Here is a 25,154-nt window from a genome sequence, read left to right on the forward strand (position 1 = left end):
CCAGGATAAACATCTAATTTTAATGGAAAAATTAACAGCATAATTAATAATCGAAATTTAGAATAATACTCTTGTTTTATAGGGGTCAAAACACAGATGAAAGAAATTCATTCTGAATTTCAAAAATATACTTTATTCATAAATCCTTTTTGCAGATTAAAAAGTACATTATTTTCAATTGTAAATGAATTAAAATCATTAGATATTACTGAAATAAAAAGAGTCAATCCAATGACATCTTCAAAAGAAGAAAATGATGAGTATTATGAAAAGTTAAATAAATGGATAGTAAATTTAGAACGTTCCGTTGCTCTTGGAACAACAATTAGAATGTTATCTCCTGTTTTAGCAGAATCATTTATAAACTTACTTATTTTAATTCTTGCAAAAGACGATTATAAAAAAGACAAAAGATTATATGAAAATTTAATTCGGCAACAAATAGATATTAGGGTCAAAACATTACATTTAAATTGTGATGGATTCAATAAATCTGTAAATAGTGAAGAAGAATCGTTTAAAAAATTTCATACAATAATGAATAATAGAAATGACTTCCTTCACGGAAATATTGACCCAACACGGTTAATGTTTGAAGACGTTTACTTTGACTTGGAATACATACCTTTGTTCGATGAAGACGAAGGAATAATAATAAAAACTATGAAAAATTATTTAAAAAATGTTGAACAAAAAACTGCTTTTTCAGATTATAATACTGTTTTAGAATTTATTCAATTCATTTTATCACATTTGAAAGAAAATGAACGTAAATATATTGAGCATTTATTGATGACAAGAATGCCAGGTTATAATCACAATACAAAAGGAGTTGGAATATTATTCAATGTTGGTCTTGCTGAAATATAAAAAAAAACTACTGCCAACAGCGGTTTGCAAAAATGGCGAAATATGTGGTAAATTCACGTTTATCTTTCGCAAGAAATTTTATCTTAGCCGAAAATAATCGGTCACGAAGTTCGCCACTTCTGCAAGCCGCGACACGTTGTGCGTCATTTTAAAAAACCGACACCATTGAATAGAACGAATGAAATAATATCAATAAACTCCATTAGTCAAATTCCGACACTCGAAGCAATTCGAACAATACCACGTGAGCGCACATTAAAACTCATTTTTGAAAAAGGAGTTGAAAATAAAAGACAAGCAGTAGGACAAAATCTAAAAACTGAACTTGTTGGCTTTCAAGTTGGAATACATACAATTGAACCAGAAATAAACATATCTAAGCTTATAACCGTCAAAGAAATTGATGACAATAAAGACTTTTTTGAGCAATGTGCGAAGGATTACAGACAATTAGGCGAAGAATTACTATATAAGTTGGTAGACAAACTTGACTTGAAATTAAATAAGGACTTTCCAATGGATACGTTTAACGAACTTAAACGAGACAATAGGCAAATTGGAAAACTTGAAAATTGGAAATATTTCGTTCACGGATTTCATTGCGGTTTTGAAAACAAGACAACAGGACAAATTATAGAAGTCCCTCTTGTATTTGGACAAGAATTTGGAGATTTAGACCCTTACTTTTTCTCAAGATTCGTAAAATCTACACCGAAATACAAACCTCTGCCAGTTGATATTTTTGAAGAATATGCTGACGGAAAAAGGATAAATGAAAAAATGCTAACACTTGGTAAGTTTGAAAAAATAAGTTCTAATGTTGACAACCATTATGGAATTGTGGTTTCTGAAAGACCAAAAGTAGAAATCAAATCCCATTTGGACTTGGAAAAATTGTACAAAGAGCAAAACAAACAAACTGAAAACCCCAAATTTAATTTTTGGAATTTTATAGGACTGAAAAAATAAAAACGAACGCACAACAGCGGTTTGCAAAAATGGCGAAATATGTGGTAAAATCACGTTTATCTTTCGCAAGAACTTTTATCTTAGCCGAAAAATCTCGGTTACGAAGTTCGCCACTTCTGCAAGCCGCGACACGTAATCTGCAAATGTGACGTAGAGTCAAGAATCTAACGCAATTTTATTATAAAAAATGTCCAAAAAAGAAGTATCAAAAAATTGGTTTTGATATTAAACTTTCCATCATTGACCAAATTACAAACTGTCAGATTTTGGCAAATCACGCTTTCTAATTACATGGAATTTCTCACTCTTCAATTACCTATTGGATGAAAAGATTGCGTACCTTTTGACGAAATTCTGAAACAATGAGTAAAGATCAATAACTTAAAAAACTCAAAGAACGTATCAAAGAATAGTTATCGGGAGTAATTTAAACGCTCTACGATGCTTAATAAAGCATACTGACGTCATCAGTCGTTATTGGCGTCAAAACACAAGAAGGCCCCTTATCAAAATCAATAAGGGGTCTTTATGGTTATGAATTAGCAACTTTAATATTAAGTTAATTGGCATCAATATAACCTACCACTTCGTAAGCTCTTGTACCGTTATTTTGAACTTTTTCATAAAGTATGTTAGCATATTCATAATAAGTTTGACCATCAATCGTCACTTTTTCGTAATCACTCGGAAGCTCGTAAACTATAGTTCCAATCTCTGGATCTACTACTTCATAATCGCTACCGCTCTGGATGTAAAACATTCCCTGAGACTGAAAATAGTTATGATTTTTGAAATTAACTTTTACAAAATTTTGAGGTAACACACTTATTTTAAAACCTACTTTTGGCATTATATTTACGTAATGACCTTGTGAATAAGTGTAATACTTATTGTTTGAATAATAGTAATTTTGTCCATTGTATTTGATGTTAGTTTTGTTGGGTAATGTACGCACAGTGGTTACTTTACTTTTAGGCGTTTTATAAACCACTTTTGATGATGGTACTTTTTTTACCGAAACTTTTTTTGTAACTACAGTTTTGGCATTTCTGTTTTGAGCAGTTACTTCTGTAATTCCAGAAAGTAGGACGATGCATAATGCGATGGTTTTATAAATATTTTTCATAATAGTTGAATTTAAATTACTGTTTTTCTAATCATTGGGTTAAAGGTATTTTAATTACAGCTGTCTCAAAAAGCAAATAGACGTTATGACTATTTACATCTATAGACAGTTTGATTTCATAGATTAGATTAATTTTAATAATTATAAAATAGCATAATTATTCAACGGGAAATTATCAGTAGCAATTGTCATGGATGAGAAACTTACAGAAAAAGAAATATGTTGGTGACGAAATAACTGAAATTAGAGAGGAAAATTATGAAAACTGTCCAATTTGATATTTAACATCTAAAGAGTCAATTTTAAAAAGTTAAGTAATTAAAAAAATTACTTAAAAAACAAAAAGTGATGACTTAAAAATTTTAAATTTATATAAAAAAATAATATCAACAGCGGTTTGCATAAATGGCTAAATTTGTGGTAAATTCACGTTTATCTTTCGCAATAAATTTTATCTTAGCTAAAAATATTCGGTCACGAAGTTTGCAACTTATTGAAGCCGCGAAACGTTGGTGGAAAGATCACGAAAAGTCAAGAATCGAACTCAAATTGAAAAAAAATAGTTTATGAAATATAAAACTGGTTTTAGATTAGACTGGTTTGAAATGATTTTCATTTTAGTAATGATACTAAAACAGAATCTCATAACTATCTTGATTCTTTCGATTTAAATCATGACGGAATCTTTAGCGGTAGTGAAATTACACTGCTCAACAAACCGCTTTAAAAAAATATTCTTCAGATACAGCGATAGCCTTTGCGCCACTATTTGCAATTCCGTATAGTCTGTTTTACTTCATAATTTTATACATCGGCTTGAAAATTTTTCGGAAATAAATTATAAGAAATACTTTTAAATTTCGTTACACTAAATGACCTTAAAGTGGTATGCTGATAAAGGCATTGTTCTATGACAGTTTCCATGCTATCACTCTACTGTAAAAGATAAAATAAAACTAAAAACGACATCATTATGAGAGCATCAAAGTTAAAAAAAACCGCTACTATATTAACTTTATTAGTAGTACTACTAGCTTGTAATGACAACAAAAACAAGCCAAGTAAAAAAGTAGAGCAAGCACCAGCACAGCCTAATAAAGAGTTGGTAAATCGAACGCTGCCTACCGTCAACATAAAAGAAAATGATATCTTAACATCGCCTGCAATAATTAAAGTAAATTCTCAAGGGCTATGGTTTGCCACCGAAGGATCTCTAGGTTATGTACAATTATTAGATGAACAAGGCATCGAAATTGCAACTGGCTTTTTATCTACAAACGAAAATTGGATGACAGATAGTCCCGTAAACTTTACCACTAAACTAACCTTTGATGCTACAAAAAGTAAGACTGGAACACTTGTAATTCACAATGATCCAGGTTCAGGAGATGGCGATGAAGCTGGAGAGGAAATTAGCTTTACTATTCCTGTAACTTTTTAACGTTTTGTAGATCAAACTTACTATTATAAATAGCGACAACTATATCAGTTCTAGAAAATCCTTTAAAATAGGGTTGCCATTTTTTTTATTCCAAATCACGGATAATTTCGTTTTTTGAGCAATAGTATCTAGTTCGATGAATTTAATTTTGTAACCTGTTTTTATTGCTAATGATTTGGGTACTAATGATACTCCGAAATTTTTCTCTACTAATTTAAAAATCGAACTAGAATGTATCGTATTATGCGATATCACAGGAGTAAAATTACAATCATCAAAAATTTGCATTACTTTCTCATAATACGAAGCACTGTATTTAGCATCAAATAGAATAAAAGATTCCTCTTTAAATTGTGCTATATTTTTAAAATTTTTTTCGTTAATTGGGTGATATTTTGGTAGAACCAAGCAAAAATTCTCTTCTAATATTGTTTTAATTTCTAAGGCTAAGGGAACTCTTTCTAATCTAACAAATCCTATGTCTAAGGAGAATGATAGCAAGTCCTCAATTTGTTTTTGGTTATCGATTTCCTTCAAGTCAAATAAAATATTAGGATTTTTATTTTCGAAAGTTAACAATAGATTCGGAATCACATCCTGCATCGCTGAGCCCACATATCCTATCTTCAACTCCCCTTTTTTTCCATCGTGGATTAGTTTGGCTGTCGCTATTGTATTATTAATGGTTTTCAGCTGCTGTGCGAATTCCGTTTTTAAATAATCCCCTGCAGTTGTTAGCACTACCTTTCGATTGTGTCTTTCAAATAGCGTTACACCCAGTTCCTCTTCAAGCCATTTTATCTGCCTGCTTAAACCTGGTTGCGAAATAAATAATTTCTCGGCCGCTTTTCTAAAATGCAATTCTTCTGCTACAGCTAGAAAATACCGCATATGCCTTAATTCTATTTGATAACTCATAGTTATTAATTAGTGGTTTAATTGATATCATAAAGCATCAAAAGTAATCATAACTTTGGTAAAACTAAAATTACAACACAAGATGTTCAAATACGGAATAGATACACTAACATTACAGCTCGTTAACCAAATCACTAACGGAACGCTAAAAGCAATTATTAACGATGAAGCCAAGGCTAAAATTAATTCTTGCCGAAAAAAGGTAGAGACAATTACTAAAAGTGATAAGGTGGTCTACGGTATCAATACTGGTTTTGGTCCCTTGTGTGATGTCCAAATTACTGTAGACGAAACGAGCTTGTTGCAAAAAAACCTTTTGATTACTCACGCTGTGGGTGTAGGAGAAAATATCGATAAACAGCTCTCTAAAATCATGATGATTTGTAAGGTTCACGCACTTTGTCAGGGTTTTTCTGGTGTTCGTTTAGAACTTATTGAACGTATTGTTTATTTTATAGAGAACGGATTGCTTCCCACTGTACCTAAGCAAGGATCTGTAGGTGCTTCTGGAGACTTAGCGCCGCTTTCTCACCTATTCTTACCTTTAATTGGCGAAGGTGATTTCTGGATCAATGACGAAATATTTCCTGCAAAGGAAGTTTTGAAACAGCATAATATTATCCCTCTTGAGCTTCAAGCTAAAGAAGGTTTGGGTTTAATTAACGGTACCCAATTTATACTAGCGCATACGATTACAGGACTTCTTAAAATGGAATATCTATTAGATCTAGCTGATGTAAGTGGTGCCATGAGTATCGAAGGTTATAAAGGAAGTGCTTCTCCTTTTAGACCTGAATTACACCAAATACGACCATTTAAAGGGAGTATTCATGTAGCAGAAAGAATGCGTATGCTATTTGACGGTTCACAAAATATCGCTTCACACGAGAATTGTGAGCGCGTTCAAGATCCTTATTCTATGCGTTGTATTCCGCAGGTTCACGGTGCTTCTAGAAATGCTTTTTACCATCTATTAGAACTGGCTGAAATCGAAATGAATTCTGTTACAGATAACCCAATCGTGCTAAGCGAAACAGAAGCGATCTCTGGCGGGAATTTTCACGGACAGCCGCTGGCTATGGCGCTAGATTATTGCTCTATTGCCGCTTCTGAGCTAGGAAACATTGCCGATAGGCGCTGTTATTTATTAATCGAAGGTAAATACGGTTTGCCTCGTTTATTAACTAAAGCCGGAGGATTGAATTCTGGATTTATGATTCCGCAATATACTACTGCTGCTTTAGTTACAGAAAACAAATCTCTTTGCTTCCCTCCTTCTGCAGATAGTATTCCTACATCTTTAGGTCAAGAGGATCACGTTTCTATGGGTAGTATTTCTGGTCGAAAGTTAAACCAAATTCTAGAAAATTTAGAGAAAATACTAGCTATTGAGTTAATGTATGCCGCTCAAGCAATGGAATTTAGGCGTCCGAATAGTTTTTCTAAAATAATCGAAAAAAATCATGCAATCATTAGAGCTAAAGTTGATAAGCTTGAAGACGATAGATTGTTAAAAGACGATATCTATAACATGATCCAGCTAGTTAAAAACGAAAAATTAATTGTAAAATAATACGCTATGACATTCAAAGAACAAATTTTACAAGGGATTCCAAGTGTTTTACCAGCCGTAAAAAGCTATCCAGATGATGCGAACAGAGCACCTAAAAGAAAAGATATTTTGTCTCTTGAAGAAAAACAGCTCGCAATTAGAAATGCGTTGCGTTACTTTCCAAAAGAGTGGCACCAAGAATTGGCAACCGAATTTGCAACTGAATTAAAAGAGTTTGGTCGCATTTACATGTATCGTTTTAAACCAGACTACGAAATATATGCTAGAGGAATTGCAGCGTATCCCGCAGTAACACCACAAGCAGCTGCGCTAATGTTGATGATTCAAAACAACTTAAATCCTGCCGTAGCACAGCATCCTGAAGAATTGATAACCTATGGTGGTAATGGCGCTGTATTTCAAAATTGGGCGCAATACCTTCTTGTAATGCACTATCTCGCCATCATGACAGAGGAGCAAACTTTGCATTTATATTCAGGGCATCCCATGGGATTATTTCCATCTAGTAAAAATGCACCACGTGTTGTAGTGACTAATGGCATGGTGATTCCAAATTATTCCAAACCGAATGATTGGGAAAAATTCAATGCTCTAGGCGTTAGCCAATATGGCCAAATGACTGCTGGTTCATTCATGTACATAGGACCACAAGGAATTGTGCACGGTACAACGATTACGGTAATGAATGCCTTTAGAAAAATACTTAAAAAAGAAGAAAATCCTAATGGGAAAATATTCTTAACGGCAGGTTTAGGTGGTATGAGTGGTGCCCAACCCAAAGCTGGAAACATAGCTGGCTGCATTACAATTTGTGCAGAAGTAAATGCAAAAGCTGCCACAAAAAGGTACGAGCAGGGTTGGGTCGACGTTTTAATTGATACTATTGACGGTTTAGTAGCACGTACGCTTGAGGCTAAAAAGAATAATGAAGTAGTTTCAATCGCATATATAGGTAATGTAATCGACGTTTGGGAGAAATTTGATAAAGAGAATATCTTCATCCACATTGGTTCTGATCAAACCTCGCTTCATATTCCGTGGACCGGTGGCTACTACCCTGCTGATTTGTCTTATGAGGAATCCAATATACTAATTAAAGAGAATCCGGAATTGTTTAAAGAAAAAGTCCAAGAGTCTTTGAGAAGGCATGCCGCAGCGATCAATAAGCATACTAATAAAGGAACTTATTTCTTTGATTACGGAAACGCGTTTTTGCTAGAGTCTTCACGCGCTGGCGCAGATGTAATGGCTGAAAATGCAATTGATTTTAAATACGCTTCTTATGTGCAAGACATTCTAGGACCCATGTGTTTTGATTACGGTTTTGGACCATTTAGGTGGGTTTGTGCTTCGGGGAATAGTGATGATTTAGACAAGACAGATGCTATTGCAGCTACGGTATTGAGAGAACTAATGCTAAAATCTCCTGACGAAATTAAATTACAAATGCAAGATAACATTACTTGGATTCAAGATGCCAAGTCTAATAAAATGGTGGTGGGCTCGCAGGCTAGGATTCTTTATGCAGATGCCGAAGGACGCATTGCAATTGCAAAAGCATTTAATGATGCTATTGCCAAAGGTGAAATTGGAGCTGTAATTTTAGGAAGAGACCACCACGACGTTAGTGGAACAGACTCCCCATTTAGGGAAACATCTAATATTTATGATGGGAGTAAATTTACTGCAGATATGGCTATCCATAACGTGATTGGAGATAGCTTTAGAGGAGCAACTTGGGTCTCAATTCATAATGGCGGTGGTGTAGGCTGGGGTGAAGTTATCAACGGCGGTTTTGGTATGCTACTCGATGGAACAATCGAAGCAGAAGAAAAGCTTAAAAACATGCTGTTTTATGATGTAAATAACGGAATCGCTAGAAGAAGTTGGGCTAGAAACGATGAAGCTATTTTTGCTATTAAAAGAGAAATGGAGCGAACACCTAATCTTAAAGTGACATTGCCTAACTTAGTAGAAGATAACCTTTTAAAAGACTTGTTTTAATGGATGTATTATTTGTAAATATTAAAGAATTACTACAAGTTAGAGCTCGGGATGTCAATTTTCTATCTGGCGCCCAAATGAAGGAATTACCTACTATTAAAGATGCCTTTTTATTAGTAGAAAACGGTCTTATTTCTGATTATGGAATAATGAGCGATTGTCCCACTGTGGCTATTAAAACTGTCGATGCCGCAGGAAAAATGATACTTCCTTCATGGTGTGACTCGCACACGCATTTAGTTTATGCTGGAAATAGAGAAAATGAATTTGTAGATAGAATCAACGGCCTTTCCTATGCAGAAATTGCTGATAATGGAGGCGGGATATTAAATTCGGCTAAAAAGTTACAGGAAACCACTGAAACCGACTTGTACAATCAAAGTAAGAAGCGATTAGAAGAAATTATTCAGCTGGGTACTGGCGCTGTCGAAATTAAGTCGGGATACGGTTTAACTAAAGATGCCGAACTTAAAATGTTACGGGTCATTAAAAAGTTGAAGGAAAATTATCCTATCGAAATAAAAGCAACTTTTCTAGGTGCCCACGCGGTTCCTGCTGAATTTAAAAATGATAAAGAAGGTTATTTACAAATGTTGATAACAGATATTTTACCTACAATTGAAAAGGAAAACCTAGCCGATTTTATTGATATTTTTTGCGAAACCGGATATTTTTCGGTGGCTGATACGCAGTTGATTTTAGAAGCTGGTAAAAAACACGGACTACTAGGAAAGATTCACGTGAATCAATTCAACGCTATTGGCGGCATACAAGTGGGCGTCGCTAATACAGTCTTATCCGTAGACCATTTAGAAGAAATGAGAGATGAAGATATTCAAGCTTTAAAAAATACACAAACAATGCCTGTTGCATTGCCTAGTTGTTCTTATTTTTTAAGTATTCCATACACTCCAGCAAGAGCAATGATCGATGCCGGTTTGCCACTAGCAATAGCTACTGATTATAATCCTGGCTCTACGCCTTCCGGAAACATGAATTTTGTTGTTGCCACAGCCTGTATCAAGATGAAAATGACTCCTGAGGAAGCTATAAATGCAGCTACTATTAACGCGGCTTATGCCATGAATGTTTTAGACAAAGTGGGTTCGATAAGTAGAGGTAAAATAGCCAACATAATCTTGACAAAAGAAATAAATTCATATAATTTTATTCCCTACTCTTTTGGTAATCACTGCGTCGATAAAGTGTACTTGAGAGGAAACGAAATCTAGCTTCGAGGAACCTGAATAGTAGAAAGGGTATTTATTTGAGCTTAATTTGAAAACATGCAAATGCTTCTTTTAAAGAGAAGCAAAATTAAATAAATCGCAGTTTGAAAGGATTATAATTGACACTCCATTTAAATCCTTTCACTGTGTAATAAGCATTTTATCTAATAATAAATAGTTTCCTTTCAAGTATCATTTAGTAATTAATTTTACTAATTAAAATATTGATATATAAATACTTGTATATACTCATTTAAACTATTACTTTCATTCTTATCGAAAGCTAAAAAACTAAATACGATACGATATTAAGCTAGTTGATAAACAATTAGTACTGTCTCAAAACTGAACTATTAAATACTTTACAGTGGATAAAGCATTACAAACAATGATTGATAATATGCCTTTGAAAACAGGCAAGTCTTTGGCAGATTGGAAAATAATATTGAACAAAAAAGCATTTTCTAAACATACAGAAGCTATGAATTATTTAATAAATGAACATAGCGTAACTCATGGCTTTGCCAATGCTATTATCGCTTTATCTAAAGAAAATAATACAACAGACAAAGATCTTGTAAACAACCAATATCAAGGAAAGGAAAACCTACGTCCGCTCTACGAAGCCCTGCTTGAAGTTGTGAAAAATATAGCTGAAGATGTAACTATCATACCTAAAAAAGCAACGGTAAGCATTGTTCGGAAAAAGCAATTTGCATTGATTAAGCCAGCAACAAAAACAAGAATCGATCTTGGTCTAAAGCTAAAAGATGAACCAACAACTGGAAGACTGGAAAATTCAGGACCTTTTGGCGCCATGTGCACCCACAGAGTGCAGCTATTTACTCTTGCCGATATTGACACAGAGTTAATAGAATGGCTAAAAATAGCTTATCAAGCTGCAAATTAAACAGTATTACTTTCAAACTCTTTATTATTATCGAAAGCGTCTTATTAACTTCAAGAATGCTCCTTATAAAGAAGTTAAAGGTTTCCCTACGCCTATTACTATGCTATAGTTTTATTTTAAATTTGTGCCTTCAACATTAAATTAAAATCATGAGCAAAGCCTTAATTATAGTAGATATTCAAAATGATTATTTTGAAAACGGAGCAATGGAATTAGTAGCACCAATAAAAGCTAGTGAAAATGCCAAGCGTGTATTATCCCATTTTAGAGAGAATAACTTAGAGGTAGTTCATATCCAACATTTATCTCTAGCGCCAGGAGCTACATTTTTTTTACCAGATACTAAGGGACAAGAAATACATGAAGATGTAAAGCCATTACCAACAGAAAAACTGATTGTAAAAAGCTACCCAAACAGTTTTAGAGACACTGATTTACTTGCTTATTTACAATCTAAAAAAGTGACCGAACTCGTTTTTGTGGGAATGATGACGCATATGTGCATCGATGCCAGCGTGCGAGCAGCAAAAGATTATCAATTTGACTGTACCGTCATTGAAGATGCTACAGCCACTAGAGATCTAGAGGTAAACGGGCAATCAGTAGCTGCGGCAAGTGTACAAACAGCATTTATTGCTGGGCTAAGCCAGTTTTATGCAACAATTACAAACACTACAGCGTATATAAAATAATAGGAACAAAAATGCCACAACTCCAAGCATTCACTTGGGGTTGTGGCATTTTTATTTTAAAAATTCCGATAAAGAAGTTTGGAAATTTACATTAATAAAGTTGGTGTTTTTACGCCCCAGATCGAAGTGGCAGCCCCGATTTTTTAAGGACATTTTTTTATTAATCGTAGCCAGCGACTGCAAGAAGCTGGATTAAGATTGTATAAAAAATGGACTTAAATTGAGGGCTATAGCGGAGTGCTGGATTAGGCGCATCATAATTTAAAGCGTTTTTAAACCACTACCCTATTACAGCTTTCTAAGCTATTTTAACGATTCTGTTTATAGGAATTCCCACTCCTTTTTTTAGAACCACACTCTCATCAGTTAATGCCCACACGGTGGTTTCTACCATTTTTTTTGACATTTCGTCCTCAAAGTAGATTTGGATTTTTGAATGCTCTAGATTTCCTAATGATAATGCTCTTTTTAATTCAGTTGTTCTTTGATCGATTGCTTTATCATCATTTAAAATTTCGCTGTGAGGGAATTTTAAGTCGGCTATATTTTCTTTTTCTATGATTTTAAATTGAGTATCCATGGGGTCGTATTTAGTATTAGTAAAAATTATTGAATGGTTAAAAATGGCTTGTGAATGCCCGTTACCACTCTAACAAATATAAAATAGATTTTTCATATTACTGATTTTTTTATACTATTTTAACAGCATTTTCACCTAAATAAGTACAAATCTTATTCTACATCAAGAATTTACTATTTAGACAACAACATAATTTTCAAGAAAAAGTTATTTATTTCCTGCCCGTTTAATAGCAACTCCTTAATAATCAGTATCGCTATTCACATTTGTCTTCTTTTTTGTTTTCGAAAATTAAAAAGTGCTAAAGACTCCGACAAATAGTTTAATTATGCCCTCCATTATTAAAAGCAATTCGTTTTAACTTGAAAATAACAGAATAGTAAGCATTCTTTTTCGCTGCTAGCCTAGCTTTCTTTACTTTTGGGCCATCAATAAAAAGAAAAGCATGAACAGTAGAATTATTATAGTAGCGCTAATGGGATTAAGTATTATCTCTTGCAAGAATGACAAGAGTGTAATTACAAATGAGAATACCACCGATAGTATTGTCAGTACAATTCCTAAATTTGACAATAAAGGGCATGAACTCGTTTACAACATGGTGCAAAAAGTAGGCGACTGGAACAAATTATACAATAAAAAAGATGTGGTGTACACGTATACCTATCAAACTGCCGATGGTAAAACGGATGTAGCTACAGAGAAATACATTTTTGAAGGTCAATTATCGTACGGAATTTACAAAAAACATGAGCGCACGCTTCCTGAGTTAACCGGTGTGATTGAGCAAGGTTATGATGGTACGCAATTCTGGCTTAGACAAGACGGTAAAAACAGCGAAGATATGCAACTCTTAAAGATGGTGGCTTTTAATCGACCAACCAATTTTTACTGGTTTACAATGATGCAAAAATTAATGGATGAGGGCGTAAATTACGAGTATTTGAATGAGAAGAAGCTAGCTGATACTACTTATGATGTGGTGAAAGTTACGTTTGACAGTCCCGATAATACACCCAAAGATATTTACCAGTTGTACATTAATAGAGATACAGGACTGGTTGATCAATTCTTGTTTACAGTAATGGATTTTGGTAAAGCAGAACCTCTACTAATGCAATTAGAATACGAAACAATAGACGGATTTATGATTCCCACTAAACGCAAGTACAAAGCCTCTAACTGGGACGCAATTGTTTCAAACGAGCCATGGACTGTTGTGGAATGGACCGATATTAAATTTGACAACAAACTTACAGCAGCTGATTTCAAGAAGAAAGACTGCCATTTTAAAATACAATTTAAACCCAGCATAGCCTTTAATGGTGCTCTTGCTGGGTTTTCTGTTTTTGATTGTATCCTATAATAGATTTATATATTCACTTTCTAACAGCCACACTATTTTTATTTGCATTGTTTTCAACCACATTAATTGTAGCACTATATTTTTTAAGACTGAAAGGATTAACATATCATTATGCTTTAAAAATTTAGTGCGTCGAGCTTAATTGCTAACTTAGCTAGACAAACAATTAAAACTATTTTAAGTCTTTAATTACAAGTTAATTAAGCTTTGAAAACAATACTATTCAAGATGAAATCGTATCACTAGGAGTAATTTGTGGCTAAATTTTTTATGATTCAAAGCTTACTACTCATCCGGAACATTGATTTAATCTGTATTCATGAAGTATCAACTATTTTATTTGGAATATTTCTATTCGAATAAATAAAGGATTCAAGATCATCAAATCATTTTTAATCGATTCTGAAATAGTGTTTGTAAACAAGGAGGCAGTAAATAGTGCATACATTAATAAAAAGTAGAATTATGTCAAAAAAAGTAGCGGACCAAATAGTAGAAATGCTCGTAAGCAATAACGTAAAAAGAATCTATGCTGTTACAGGCGATAGCTTGAATGAACTGAACGATGCTGTAAGAAGGAACGGAAAAATAGACTGGATACATGTGCGACATGAAGAAGTGGGCGCCTATGCAGCAGCCGCTGAAGCAGAATTAGACGGTCTGGCTTGTTGCGCTGGTAGTAGTGGTCCCGGCCATGTGCATTTAATCAATGGTTTGTATGATGCAAACCGCTCTGGCGTTCCCATGATTGCTATTGCGTCTACTATTAACACACCAGAATTTGGTGTTGACTACTTTCAATCTACCAATACTTATAAATTATTTGATGACTGCAGTGTCTACAATGAGATTGCCACTACCCCTAATCAAGTTCCTAGAATGCTACAAGCAGCGATGCAAAATGCTATTCATAAAAAAGGAGTTGCTGTTTTTGGTTTGCCTGGAGATGTTTCAGCCATGACTGCTGTAGAAAGTACTACAGCCATGTACAATTATAATTCTCAAACAGTGGTACGACCTGCAGATGCTGACCTACAAAAATTGGCAGCACTAATAAATAAAAATCCTAAGATTTCGATTTTTTGCGGTATTGGAGCCGCTGAAGCACACGAAGATATCATTAAACTAGCATCGTTGCTCAAAGCGCCTATTGGCTATTCATTTAGGGGAAAAATGAGCATGCAGCACAATAATCCTTATGAGGTAGGAATGACGGGATTACTAGGCGTTCCCTCTGCGTATCATGCCATGCACGAATCGGATGTTGTTATTTTATTGGGAACCGATTTCCCGTATGAGCACTTTATGCCCGTTGACAATAAAATTGTGCAAATTGACGAGAAGCCAGAACGACTAGGGCGCAGAGCAAAACTCGAAATGGGATTAGCAGGTAAAATAGGAGACACTGTTGCAGCACTTTTACCGCTCATTAAAAATAAGGAAGACGATAGCTTTTTAAAAGCACAATTAGAGTTTTACGAGAAAGTAAAAGAAAATCTAAATATATATGTTCAAGATTCAGGAACACATGATCATATAAGTCCGGAATATGTTGCTGCTACTATCAACAAAATGGCACATAATGACGCTATTTTTACCGTAGATACTGGTATGTGTTGCGTTTGGGGCGCGCGATACATTGAAGGAACTGGAAAACGAAAAATGTTAGGTTCTTTTAACCATGGCTCTATGGCAAATGCTATGCCTATGGCGATTGGCGCCCAACTTGCGTACCCTTCTAGACAAGTTATTGCGTTTTGCGGTGATGGCGGATTATCGATGTTACTAGGAGACTTGGCTACCATCAAGCAGTACAACCTGCCTATTAAATTGATTGTCTTTAATAACAGATCGCTGGGAATGGTGCAACTCGAAATGCAAGTAGAAGGCCTACCGAATAACCAAACTGATATGGTAAATCCAGATTTTGCTATGGTCGCACAAGCAATGGGATTCAAAGGTATTACCGTTACTGATCCTACTAAGGTAGAGAATGCATTAGAGGAAGCTTTTATTCACGATGGCCCTGTTTTGGTTAGTGTATTTACTAATCCACAAGCTTTGGCGATGCCTCCCAAAATGGAATTTGACCAAATGAAAGGATACGCATTATCTATAAGCAAAATGATTCTAGGTGGCAGAATGGATGAAGTGCTCGAAATGGTCAAAACTAATTACAAACACTTGAAAGAGGTTTTATAATTTTCGAAAAAAAATAACGAAGCAATGGCATTTTTATGAAGAGTGTCATTGCTTTTTTTCATAAAAACCTTACCATACAAAGTACAGTAACTGTGCGAAAATTAAAATTGCAAATATTGCTGTAATAGTCTTTTGCCAGAATAAGTTGGCTATGAACAAACCCACAATTAATAATAATGGTTCGCTAGTATTCCCCTGAATACTCCCTTTTCGAAAAGAGCCTTTGTAAGCGATTTTAATTCCGGATTCATTTGTAAGCTGCCAGTTTTCGCGCATTTTATCTGTATATTCAAAGATGTAAGTATCTCCTAGACATGTAATCCTCGCTTTGGTTAGACTATCGTAATAAATAATATCTCCTAGGTGAAAACCATCATCTAAATTCCTTATTTTAGTTTCCTTACTCCAGAATCCGTTGGTTTTAAAGATAAAACTATCCTTTTTAATTTGGCTTTTTGCTACTAAAGAGGAAAAATTGTGACTCAAGTACCCTATATTTTGATGATTAGAGAAAAGCTGATATTGGCTAGAAAAGATACTTTTTTGCCATTTTATAATTGTTTCCATACGTGATGATGTATTTTGCTTTATTCTAATAAGTTATTAAGCCTTAAAACTTTACCCCTAAACTGTATAGAGACACCGCATAAAAAGGGCAACTTCCTGACTAGTTAATTTGCTATTATCGTTTTTAAAAGCTATATTAAGGAAGAATAAGACTGCAATTTAAAAAATTAAAAAGGTATCTGTCAAAGTATTTGAAAAAAGAATTACTTTAGTATCCTGGATGTAATTTTTACATTTAATGCTTTTAAAATTCTAAATTATTCAAGCATAAATGCAAGCTGCTATTAGCGTAGTGGTAAAATTGCTCCACTATTAATGATTAAAAATATAAAAAATGAGATTAGAAGATTTTGACAATGATGAGGATAAAATAATCCAAGACAGACTAAAGCAGAAAACTTGGAATGAAATAAGAACAAATGACAGTTGGGCCATTTTTAAAATCATGGCAGAGTTTGTTAATGGTTACGAAGCTATGGGACGTATTGGTCCATGTGTATCTATTTTTGGATCAGCGCGTACAAAGGCAGACCATGAAAATTATTTACTAGCCGAAAAGATTGCTTACAAAATTAGTAAAGCTGGTTACGGTGTAATCACCGGTGGAGGACCTGGAATCATGGAAGCAGGAAACAAGGGAGCGCACTTAGGTGGTGGTACCTCTGTAGGTTTGAATATTGTTTTACCATTCGAACAACACTTTAATCCATACATCGACAGTGATAAAAACTTGAACTTTGATTATTTCTTTGTTCGAAAAGTAATGTTTGTGAAATACTCACAGGGATTCGTAGTTATGCCAGGAGGTTTTGGTACGATGGATGAATTATTTGAAGCGGTAACCTTAATCCAAACTAAGAAAATCGCTAAGTTCCCTATTATATTAGTAGGCTCTAGTTTTTGGTCAGGATTAATGGACTGGATTAAAACAGTATTAATCGAACGTTTTGAGACTGTAAGTCCAGATGATTTGAACTTAATAAAAATTGTAGACACCGAAGATGAGGTAGTCACTGCACTAGATAATTTCTATAAGAAATACAATCTGAAACCAAACTTTTAACCGTAAAGCTGTTTTTTAATTAAAACAGCTTTTTTTTTGTCAATTTTGCAATAATTATCTTAATTTCTGTATCTTAGAGAAGCATTTTAAAACTTCCCCTGATTGAAAAACCTTTACGCCTATCTTAGTATTATTGCGCTCTTGCTACTGCCTTTCTCAGTTGTTGCACAACATCAATCTTCGATAGTTGCTCAAGTTGATATGCAGCAAAAGACCATTACGATTGAACAAGAATTAATTTATAATAACGAATCAGATGTGGCAATTGATTTACTAGTTTTAAACGACTGGAATAACGCTTATTCTGGTAATGACACACCGCTTGCCAAACGTTTTTCTGACGAGTTTTACAGAGGTTTTCATTTGGCTAAAACTGAAGAACGTGGTAAGACCACCATCAATACTATTACCGATAGTACAAGTATAGCGATGCAATGGTACCGCCCAGATACACAGCCTGATTTGGTTTACGTGGTGCTCCCACACGCCATTGCTCCACATCAAAAAATGCGGTTAAAATTAAAATACGAACTAAAGATTCCAAGTGCCACTTTTACAAAATATGGCTACACTGAAGATAACGGTATGATACTCAAAAACTGGTACCTTACTCCTGCCCGATTTAAAAACAATCACTTTGCTACCTACAGTAATGAAAATCTGGATGATATTGCCAATGCAAAAAGTGACCTTTCTATTTTATTGAAAGTAGCTGACGATCAAAAAGTAACAACGGACTTGCGTATGGAGACGCTTTCTAAAGTTTCATCTTCAGTGCTGTATTCCCTATCAGGGAGAAATATCATGAATTTTAATTTGCTTCTAAGTCCTGAGTCCCATTTTGATACTTATAAGGTAAAAAACCAACAAGTTATTACCGACTTAAAAGAGGAAAAACTAACTAAAATTGAACAGGAGAAACTTATCGCTGGCATCGTTAATTTTGTTTCACAAGAGATAGGCCGCTATCCACATGAAAAGATCGTAATTACTCAAGCTGATTATGATCGAAATCCCTTTTATGGACTCAATCAATTACCCGCTTTTATAAGTCCGTTTTCAGATGCTTTTACTTATGAATTACGCTTTTTAAAAACCTATTTAAATGCCTATTTGAAAAACAGTTTACAATTAGACAATCGCAAAGAGAGTTGGATCTACGACGGAATTCAAGTCTATACTATGATGAAGTACATCGAACAGCTGCATCCCAATAGTAAAATGCTAGGAAGCACATCTAAGTTTAAGCTGCTAAAAAGTTACAATCTTACTAATCTCGATTTCAACGAGCAATACAGCTATTTTTATATGTTAATGGCTAGAAAAAACCTAGACCAGCCACTTGAAAACACAAAAAGCTCGCTTATAAAATTCAACGAACAAATTGCGAGCAAGTACCGCGCAGGATTGAGTTTGCGATTCTTAAACAATTATTTAGAAAAAAATATTGTCGGTAACAGTATTCAAGAATTTTATAAAGCCAATTTAAAAGAGCAACAAAGTGCAGCTACATTTGAAACTATTTTAAAATCAAATGCCAACAAAGACATTGATTGGTTCTTTAAAACGATCATTCGATCAAGAGACTTAGTAGACTACAAGTTTGGACCTGCTTCAAAAACTGCAGATAGCGTCTCTTTTACTATTAAGAATCGTACTGCTGTAGCGGTTCCCATTCCTTTGTATGGTCTAAAAGACAAGAAAATAGTATTTAAAGAATGGCTAGAACCTACCCGCACTGACAGTGTTTTTACGGTAGCTCGTAGAACAGCTGACAAACTAGTTTTGAATTATAAAAATGAAGTTCCAGAATATAATTTGAGAAACAACTGGAAATCGCTTACTGGCTTCTTTCCTAACAACAGACCCATCAAGTTTGTTTTTATGAAAGATCTTGAAGATCCTTATTACAATCAAGTTTTATATGTTCCTACAATTAGTTACAACCTCTATGATGGGTTGACTCCGGGCTTGCGATTGCACAATAAAACCATATTAGAAAAACCATTTATCTTTGATATTAATCCATCTTATTCGACAAAAGCCAAAACGATTTCGGGATCTGGATCTATAGTAGTCAATCAAAATTACCGCAATAGCAATCTTTTTAATGTACGGTATTCTTTGAGTGGTTCTTATTTTCATTACGCTCCAGATGCTACCTACTTAAGGATAAACCCAACAGTCTTGCTACGCTTTCGCGAAGACGATTACCGTGACAATAAAAAACAGGGGATTGTATTGCGACAGGTCATTGTAAATAGAGAAAAGAGTGCCATTGTGACCAATCAGGTAGGTGAAAATTATTCTGTATTTAATGCGCGGTATTTTAACAGCCGTACAGAAATCATTAATCATATGAGTTTGTCGACTGATTTACAATTATCAAGCAAATTTGGAAAACTAGCCGCTGAGGTGGAATACAGAAAACTATTCGAAAACAACCACCAAGTCAATTTGCGATTTTATGCAGGGAAGTTCCTTTATAATACTAGTAAATCTGATTATTACAGCTTTGCACTAGACCGCCCTACAGACTACTTGTTTGATTACAATTACTATGGAAGATCTGAAAACAGTGGTTTTTTCAGCCAGCAATTAATTGTTGCCGAAGGAGGTTTTAAATCAAAACTAGCCAATCCCTTTGCAAATGACTGGATCACCAGTATTAATGGTAGTTATAATTTATTTAATTGGTTCGAAATCTACGCAGATGCCGCAGTGGTGAAGAGCAAAGAATTCAATGAGCGATTTTTATACGACAGTGGTGTACGTTTAAATTTGGTTCCCGATTATTTTGAAGTTTATTTGCCTGTATATTCTTCAAACGGATGGGAAATAGGTCAAAACAGGTACAACGAAAAAATTAGATTTATAATTACTTTATCTCCTAAAATACTATCCAATTTATTTAATCGAAAATGGTTTTAAAACAGCTGATTTTTCGTAAATATTTTAGACAATAACCACTAATAAGCCCTTAAATTTACATATAATACAAAAAATCATATTTAAAATGAAAATACGTTATAAAATTTATAATTATATTTATTCAAATCAATTATGAAAATAACTACTTTTTAAGTAAATTTGCGTCATAAAGTGATACAACTATATTATGATAAAAGAAAAAGCTAATACTACCTTGACATTTGAGGACTTTAAAGTTGAAGTACTAAACGATTACAAGACCGCTATGATTAGTAGGGAATGTAGTTTGTTAGGGCGTAGAGAGGTTTTAACTGGTAAGGCAAAATTCGGAATTTTCGGAGACGGAAAAGAAGTTCCACAGTTAGCTATGGCCAAGTTTTTTAAAAATGGTGACTTCCGTTCTGGATATTACCGTGATCAAACTTTTATGATGGCTATTGGGGAATTAACTGTCGAGCAGTTTTTTGCCGGATTATATGGTAGCACGAGTATAGCACAAGATCCTATGTCAGCAGGTAGACAAATGGGTGGCCATTTTGCTACACATAGTTTGAATGAAGACGGTTCTTGGAAAAACTTAACAAAACAAAAGAATTCAAGCGCAGACATCTCTCCTACTGCTGGGCAAATGCCAAGACTATTAGGGTTAGCACAAGCGTCTAAAGTATACCGTCAAGTCGACGGAATTAAAAATAAAGAGAACTTCACAGTCAACGGAAACGAAGTGGCGTGGGGAACTATAGGAAATGCAAGCACCTCAGAAGGATTGTTCTTTGAAACTATCAATGCTGCTGGCGTACTACAAGTACCTATGTTAATAAGCGTTTGGGATGATGAGTACGGAATTTCTGTGCACGCTAAGCACCAAACGACAAAAGAAAACATCTCAGAAATCTTAAAAGGATATCAGCGTGATGACAATGCAAAAGGGTACGAAATTCTAAGAGTAAAAGGTTGGGATTATACTGACTTGATTACTACGTATGAAAAAGCATCAAAAATTGCACGTGAGCAACACGTTCCTATACTAGTACACGTTAATGAATTAACACAACCACAAGGACATTCTACATCTGGTTCTCATGAACGATACAAAGATGCAGATCGATTGGCTTGGGAAAGAGATTTTGATTGTATTAGACAAATGAGACTTTGGATGATCGCTATCAATATCGCTTCGGCTCAAGAGCTTAACGAAATTGATGCTGACGCTAAAAAGCAAGTTCTAGAAGGTAAGAAAGCTGCTTGGGCTGCTTTTATTAATCCTATCGTTACAGAACAAAAAGAATTAATTGCCTTAGTAGAAAAACTAGCTGCAACAAGCGCAAATAAAGAAGCTATCCTAGGATTGGTTGCCCAATTAAAAGGAACAAAAGACCCTTTAAAAAAGGAGATTTTAATTACGGCTCGCAAAAGCTTGCGTTTGTTAATGAATGAAAATGGACAAACTGAATTAGCACAGTGGATTACCGCTTATATCGCTAAGACACAGCCTAATTTTAGCAGTCACCTTCATTCTAATTCAGCGTTGAATGTTTATTCTGTAGACGAGGTACTACCTACTTACAGCACAGATTCTCAAGATGAAGCAGATGGTCGTATGATTCTTCGCGATAACTTTGATGCAATATTCACAAAATATCCAGAGGCGTTAATCTTTGGAGAAGATTCTGGAAACATTGGTGATGTAAACCAAGGTTTAGAAGGAATGCAAGAGAAATATGGTGAATTACGTGTTGCTGATGTGGGTATTCGTGAGGCTACAATATTAGGACAAGGAATAGGAATGGCAATGCGTGGATTAAGACCTATCGCAGAGATTCAATATTTAGATTATTTGCTATATGCAATCCAGATCATGAGCGATGATCTTGCTACACTACAATATAGAACATTAGGAAAACAAAAAGCACCTCTTATTATTCGTACTCGCGGACACCGTCTAGAAGGAATATGGCACTCAGGTTCTCCTATGGGAATGATAATAAATGCCATTAGAGGTATTCACGTTTTAGTTCCTAGAAATATGACTAAAGCGGCTGGATTTTATAATACATTATTAGAGTGTGACGAACCAGCATTAGTAATTGAATGCTTGAACGGGTATAGATTAAAAGAGAAAACACCAACAAATTACGGGGAGTTCAAAACACCAATAGGAGTTGTAGAAACAATTAAGGAAGGAAATGACATCACTTTAGTTTCTTACGGTTCTACATTACGATTAGTAGAACAAGCTGCAAAAGAATTAGAAACTGTAGGTATTAACTGTGAAGTAATTGATTTACAATCATTATTGCCATTTGACATCAAGCAGGATTTAGTAAAAAGTGTGATGAAAACAAACCGCTTACTAGTAATAGATGAAGATGTGCCTGGTGGAGCATCAGCGTATATTTTACAGCAAATAGTAGAGCAGCAAGATGCTTACAAATATCTAGACAGTAAACCACAAACCTTATCAGCAAAGGCACACCGCCCTTCTTACGGTACAGATGGTGATTACTTCTCTAAACCCTCAACTGAAGATATCTACGAAAAAGTATACGAAATGATGCACGAGTCAAATCCTGCTAAATTTCCTAAACTATACTAATAGTATCCTTACCAATAGTAAATCCCAAGCGCTAGTCGTTTGGGATTTTTTGTTTTATAGCAGCAGCGTATTTAGCAGCCATAGTGCGTATTATGATTAATTTATGATGAACAATTGTTAAACTCGATTGTGTAAATAACAATAAAACGTAATTTTAATATCTCAAAATAAAAGATACCATGGAAAAATACGCCTTACTAGGAAGATTAGAAGCAAAAGCTGGAAAAGAACAAGAAGTAGCTGCATTTTTAAAAAGTGCATTGCCAATAGCTGAAAACGAAAACGCTACCGTAAAATGGTATGGATTACAATTCGGACCCTCTTCTTTTGGAATATTCGATACATTCGAAACTGAAGCTGGGAGAAAAGAACATCTAGAAGGTGAAATAGCTGCCTCGTTAATGAAACATGCAGGTGATTTATTATCACAAGATCCTATAATTGAATTTATCGAACTGATCGCTGTAAAGTAATTAGCGTATTATTGCATTAAGCAGGAGATTTCAAGCTCTCTTTGCTACAATTAGTTCAAATGAGCTAAAAATGAATTTTTAAAGCCAACATAATTTTTTTATGTTGGCTTTAATTTTTTTAAATTAGCACTCTAAACGCTATTATAAAATGACCTTACTAGAAAACATATTGCATACTGTTGAAGATGTATCAGTAATTCCCACAGCTATTTCCCTTAATAAATATACTCGCCTAGATTTATCTGTTAACAATCCAGCTTTGAAAACAGCGACATTAACTAATGCAGCTGAATTTGAAGCTTTTATCGAAAGTAAATTAGCTGAAAACGATGCAAAAGTAGCCTATGGAGGCTATAATGAGGAGCGCAATTTATATAAAAGAAGTACTATATTTAATAAAGAAGCAATCGATGAGCGCAACATGCACATTGGTTTGGACTTATGGATCAAAGCAGGCACTTCAATCTTGTGTGCTGTAGATGGTATTGTTCACAGTTTTCAGGACAATACTGGATTAGGTGACTACGGCCCTACAATTATCATGAAACACGAACTTAATAAGGAAATATTTTATACCTTGTATGGACATTTGTCTAGAGCTAGCTTAGCAGGATTGACCGTGGGTGCCACCTATAAAAAAGGCCAACAACTAGGTACCCTAGGTGATGCAACGGTTAATGGTGATTATGCTCCTCACTTACATTTTCAAATTATAAGTGATATTCAAAAATATTCTGGAGATTATCCTGGAGTATGTAGCAAAAAAGAACTAGCTTATTATCTAGAGAATTGCCCTGATCCAAATATATTATTAAAACTTAATGCATAATCATCATGAAAAAATTTATCATCCTTCTTAGTTTAATGGTTTTAGCAAGTTGCAAAACAAGTAAAATTGTAACTACAAGCAGTAACACTAGTTATGAAGAGCCAGCAAAAGTAGGTATCCAACAGTTGCCACTTAGCTCAGTAGATTTAGAACATAAAACTAGAGCTTACGAATTAGGGAAACGCATATTGAATACTTGTAACACGTCAAAATTTAAGCCTTTTACACCAGATGAAGCCACACAAAGTATTATAAACAACATCACATTAGAAAAATTATCTAAAACTTGTAACCGATACCGACAATCTTACGGAGACTTTAAAGATTTACAGCTAGCTGAAATTTATCAAGATTATGATGATTCAACAACTGTGTTTAGGTACAAAGCATTGTATACAAAAGAAGTTGCTAATAAAGAGTTGCGCGTTTACATGAATAACGAGAACAAAGTATCAGGAATAAAATCGATGGATTGGGAAACAACCTTCGAGCGTAAAAAATAAAAACGCACTTTGTAAATAATTTAAAGCCAGTAATAAGATGTCAAATTCTTTTACTGGCTTTTTTTTATTCGGATACCCTTTCGACAAAAAACATACCAAACCACTTTATTTTAAATATTTAACTCGACACTCTTACTACGATTCAATCTAACTGCTTACTTAGCAGCTACTGCGCTGTTCTTAAATATTTTACAAAAATACAAATGTTAAATTTTAGCATTATATTAATAGCTTTCAAAAAAGATTTTAACTTAAAATTGGAATAAGGACGTTCAAGTTAACGGTACCTTTATAAAACAAAATTCAATCAGC

Annotated in this window: 20 protein-coding genes; 16 read left to right on the plus strand and 4 right to left on the minus strand. The window is 34.4% G+C overall.

Annotated features, from left to right (window positions below; all coding sequences use genetic code 11):
- Positions 1 to 96 precede the first annotated feature (96 nt).
- Both HNQ00_RS11000 and HNQ00_RS11005 read left to right on the plus strand, forming a co-directional pair.
- The gene (locus HNQ00_RS11000) at positions 97 to 870 is read left to right on the plus strand and encodes a hypothetical protein (RefSeq protein ID WP_173838557.1); all 774 of its coding nucleotides are present in this window, start codon (positions 97 to 99) and stop codon (positions 868 to 870) included.
- 165 nt (positions 871 to 1,035) lie between these two features.
- Positions 1,036 to 1,839, plus strand: a complete 804-nt coding sequence (locus HNQ00_RS11005) for a DUF6896 domain-containing protein (protein WP_173838558.1) — start codon at positions 1,036 to 1,038, stop codon at positions 1,837 to 1,839.
- A gap of 559 nt (positions 1,840 to 2,398) precedes the next feature.
- On the opposite strand, the gene HNQ00_RS11010 is transcribed toward HNQ00_RS11005, so the two are convergent.
- On the minus strand, positions 2,399 to 2,965 hold the full coding sequence (locus HNQ00_RS11010; RefSeq protein ID WP_173838559.1) for a DUF6515 family protein: 567 nt from the start codon (positions 2,963 to 2,965) through the stop codon (positions 2,399 to 2,401).
- A gap of 973 nt (positions 2,966 to 3,938) precedes the next feature.
- On the opposite strand from HNQ00_RS11010, the gene HNQ00_RS11015 reads away from it, so the two are divergent.
- Complete coding sequence (locus HNQ00_RS11015) at positions 3,939 to 4,406, plus strand: hypothetical protein (protein WP_173838560.1); 468 nt, start codon at positions 3,939 to 3,941, stop codon at positions 4,404 to 4,406.
- A gap of 39 nt (positions 4,407 to 4,445) precedes the next feature.
- Here HNQ00_RS11015 and HNQ00_RS11020 read toward each other — a convergent pair whose 3' ends face one another.
- Positions 4,446 to 5,324: a LysR substrate-binding domain-containing protein gene (locus HNQ00_RS11020; protein ID WP_173838561.1), complete on the minus strand. Its 879-nt coding sequence runs from the start codon at positions 5,322 to 5,324 to the stop codon at positions 4,446 to 4,448.
- Positions 5,325 to 5,406: 82 nt separating this feature from the next.
- Here HNQ00_RS11020 and hutH point away from each other — a divergent pair, with 82 nt between their 5' ends.
- From hutH to HNQ00_RS11045, 5 genes are all read left to right on the plus strand, one after another.
- Positions 5,407 to 6,897, plus strand: coding sequence for a histidine ammonia-lyase (gene hutH / locus HNQ00_RS11025; protein ID WP_173838562.1), 1,491 nt, complete (start codon positions 5,407 to 5,409; stop codon positions 6,895 to 6,897).
- A 6-nt stretch (positions 6,898 to 6,903) separates the two neighbouring features.
- A complete protein-coding gene (locus HNQ00_RS11030) occupies positions 6,904 to 8,901 on the plus strand; it encodes a urocanate hydratase (protein ID WP_173838563.1) in 1,998 nt (665 codons plus the stop codon).
- Positions 8,901 to 10,133 carry an imidazolonepropionase gene (gene hutI / locus HNQ00_RS11035; protein WP_173838564.1) on the plus strand — a complete coding sequence of 411 codons (1,233 nt, stop codon included), beginning with the start codon at positions 8,901 to 8,903 and terminating at the stop codon, positions 10,131 to 10,133. The genes HNQ00_RS11030 and hutI overlap by 1 nt, the downstream gene beginning before the upstream one ends.
- 364 nt (positions 10,134 to 10,497) lie before the next feature.
- Positions 10,498 to 11,040: a DUF5655 domain-containing protein gene (locus HNQ00_RS11040; RefSeq protein ID WP_173838565.1), complete on the plus strand. Its 543-nt coding sequence runs from the start codon at positions 10,498 to 10,500 to the stop codon at positions 11,038 to 11,040.
- A gap of 149 nt (positions 11,041 to 11,189) precedes the next feature.
- Positions 11,190 to 11,732, plus strand: a complete 543-nt coding sequence (locus HNQ00_RS11045; RefSeq protein ID WP_173838566.1) for a cysteine hydrolase family protein — start codon at positions 11,190 to 11,192, stop codon at positions 11,730 to 11,732.
- 298 nt (positions 11,733 to 12,030) lie between these two features.
- Here the strand turns inward: HNQ00_RS11045 and HNQ00_RS11050 are convergent, their stop codons facing one another.
- Positions 12,031 to 12,312 carry a hypothetical protein gene (locus HNQ00_RS11050; protein ID WP_173838567.1) on the minus strand — a complete coding sequence of 94 codons (282 nt, stop codon included), beginning with the start codon at positions 12,310 to 12,312 and terminating at the stop codon, positions 12,031 to 12,033.
- Between the two features lie 445 nt (positions 12,313 to 12,757).
- Here HNQ00_RS11050 and HNQ00_RS11055 point away from each other — a divergent pair, with 445 nt between their 5' ends.
- Positions 12,758 to 13,678, plus strand: coding sequence for a LolA-like protein (locus HNQ00_RS11055; RefSeq protein WP_173838568.1), 921 nt, complete (start codon positions 12,758 to 12,760; stop codon positions 13,676 to 13,678).
- 465 nt (positions 13,679 to 14,143) lie between these two features.
- Positions 14,144 to 15,880 carry a thiamine pyrophosphate-dependent enzyme gene (locus HNQ00_RS11060; RefSeq protein ID WP_173838569.1) on the plus strand — a complete coding sequence of 579 codons (1,737 nt, stop codon included), beginning with the start codon at positions 14,144 to 14,146 and terminating at the stop codon, positions 15,878 to 15,880.
- 69 nt (positions 15,881 to 15,949) lie between these two features.
- On the opposite strand, the gene HNQ00_RS11065 is transcribed toward HNQ00_RS11060, so the two are convergent.
- Positions 15,950 to 16,447 carry a hypothetical protein gene (locus tag HNQ00_RS11065; protein WP_173838570.1) on the minus strand — a complete coding sequence of 166 codons (498 nt, stop codon included), beginning with the start codon at positions 16,445 to 16,447 and terminating at the stop codon, positions 15,950 to 15,952.
- Between the two features lie 334 nt (positions 16,448 to 16,781).
- On the opposite strand from HNQ00_RS11065, the gene HNQ00_RS11070 reads away from it, so the two are divergent.
- The 6 genes from HNQ00_RS11070 (at position 16,782) to HNQ00_RS11095 (ending at position 24,842) form a co-directional block, all read left to right on the plus strand.
- Entirely contained in the window at positions 16,782 to 17,510 is a 729-nt protein-coding gene (locus HNQ00_RS11070; RefSeq protein WP_173838571.1) for an LOG family protein, read from the plus strand.
- Positions 17,511 to 17,612: 102 nt separating this feature from the next.
- Positions 17,613 to 20,441, plus strand: a complete 2,829-nt coding sequence (locus tag HNQ00_RS11075; protein ID WP_371739155.1) for an aminopeptidase — start codon at positions 17,613 to 17,615, stop codon at positions 20,439 to 20,441.
- Between the two features lie 187 nt (positions 20,442 to 20,628).
- Positions 20,629 to 23,037 carry an alpha-ketoacid dehydrogenase subunit alpha/beta gene (locus HNQ00_RS11080; RefSeq protein WP_173838572.1) on the plus strand — a complete coding sequence of 803 codons (2,409 nt, stop codon included), beginning with the start codon at positions 20,629 to 20,631 and terminating at the stop codon, positions 23,035 to 23,037.
- A gap of 179 nt (positions 23,038 to 23,216) precedes the next feature.
- Positions 23,217 to 23,510, plus strand: coding sequence for an antibiotic biosynthesis monooxygenase (locus HNQ00_RS11085; RefSeq protein WP_173838573.1), 294 nt, complete (start codon positions 23,217 to 23,219; stop codon positions 23,508 to 23,510).
- 148 nt (positions 23,511 to 23,658) lie between these two features.
- Positions 23,659 to 24,339 carry a peptidoglycan DD-metalloendopeptidase family protein gene (locus tag HNQ00_RS11090; protein ID WP_173838574.1) on the plus strand — a complete coding sequence of 227 codons (681 nt, stop codon included), beginning with the start codon at positions 23,659 to 23,661 and terminating at the stop codon, positions 24,337 to 24,339.
- Between the two features lie 5 nt (positions 24,340 to 24,344).
- Entirely contained in the window at positions 24,345 to 24,842 is a 498-nt protein-coding gene (locus HNQ00_RS11095; protein ID WP_173838575.1) for a hypothetical protein, read from the plus strand.
- The last annotated feature ends 312 nt before the right edge of the window (positions 24,843 to 25,154 follow it).

It is taken from the genome of Flavobacterium aeripolare, from assembly GCF_013294025.1.
Classification (GTDB): Bacteria; Bacteroidota; Bacteroidia; order Flavobacteriales; family Flavobacteriaceae; genus Flavobacterium.

Coding starts and splice junctions, on each gene's coding strand:
- HNQ00_RS11030 (WP_173838563.1), top strand. CDS start 6,904: ATGACATTCAAAGAACAAATTTTACAAGGGATTCCAAGTGTTTTACCA.
- HNQ00_RS11090 (WP_173838574.1), top strand. CDS start 23,659: ATGACCTTACTAGAAAACATATTGCATACTGTTGAAGATGTATCAGTA.
- HNQ00_RS11015 (WP_173838560.1), top strand. CDS start 3,939: ATGAGAGCATCAAAGTTAAAAAAAACCGCTACTATATTAACTTTATTA.
- HNQ00_RS11065 (WP_173838570.1), bottom strand. CDS start 16,447: ATGGAAACAATTATAAAATGGCAAAAAAGTATCTTTTCTAGCCAATAT.
- HNQ00_RS11010 (WP_173838559.1), bottom strand. CDS start 2,965: ATGAAAAATATTTATAAAACCATCGCATTATGCATCGTCCTACTTTCT.
- HNQ00_RS11045 (WP_173838566.1), top strand. CDS start 11,190: ATGAGCAAAGCCTTAATTATAGTAGATATTCAAAATGATTATTTTGAA.
- hutI (WP_173838564.1), top strand. CDS start 8,901: ATGGATGTATTATTTGTAAATATTAAAGAATTACTACAAGTTAGAGCT.
- HNQ00_RS11080 (WP_173838572.1), top strand. CDS start 20,629: ATGATAAAAGAAAAAGCTAATACTACCTTGACATTTGAGGACTTTAAA.
- HNQ00_RS11020 (WP_173838561.1), bottom strand. CDS start 5,324: ATGAGTTATCAAATAGAATTAAGGCATATGCGGTATTTTCTAGCTGTA.
- HNQ00_RS11070 (WP_173838571.1), top strand. CDS start 16,782: ATGAGATTAGAAGATTTTGACAATGATGAGGATAAAATAATCCAAGAC.
- hutH (WP_173838562.1), top strand. CDS start 5,407: ATGTTCAAATACGGAATAGATACACTAACATTACAGCTCGTTAACCAA.
- HNQ00_RS11085 (WP_173838573.1), top strand. CDS start 23,217: ATGGAAAAATACGCCTTACTAGGAAGATTAGAAGCAAAAGCTGGAAAA.
- HNQ00_RS11055 (WP_173838568.1), top strand. CDS start 12,758: ATGAACAGTAGAATTATTATAGTAGCGCTAATGGGATTAAGTATTATC.
- HNQ00_RS11000 (WP_173838557.1), top strand. CDS start 97: ATGAAAGAAATTCATTCTGAATTTCAAAAATATACTTTATTCATAAAT.
- HNQ00_RS11050 (WP_173838567.1), bottom strand. CDS start 12,312: ATGGATACTCAATTTAAAATCATAGAAAAAGAAAATATAGCCGACTTA.
- HNQ00_RS11060 (WP_173838569.1), top strand. CDS start 14,144: ATGTCAAAAAAAGTAGCGGACCAAATAGTAGAAATGCTCGTAAGCAAT.
- HNQ00_RS11095 (WP_173838575.1), top strand. CDS start 24,345: ATGAAAAAATTTATCATCCTTCTTAGTTTAATGGTTTTAGCAAGTTGC.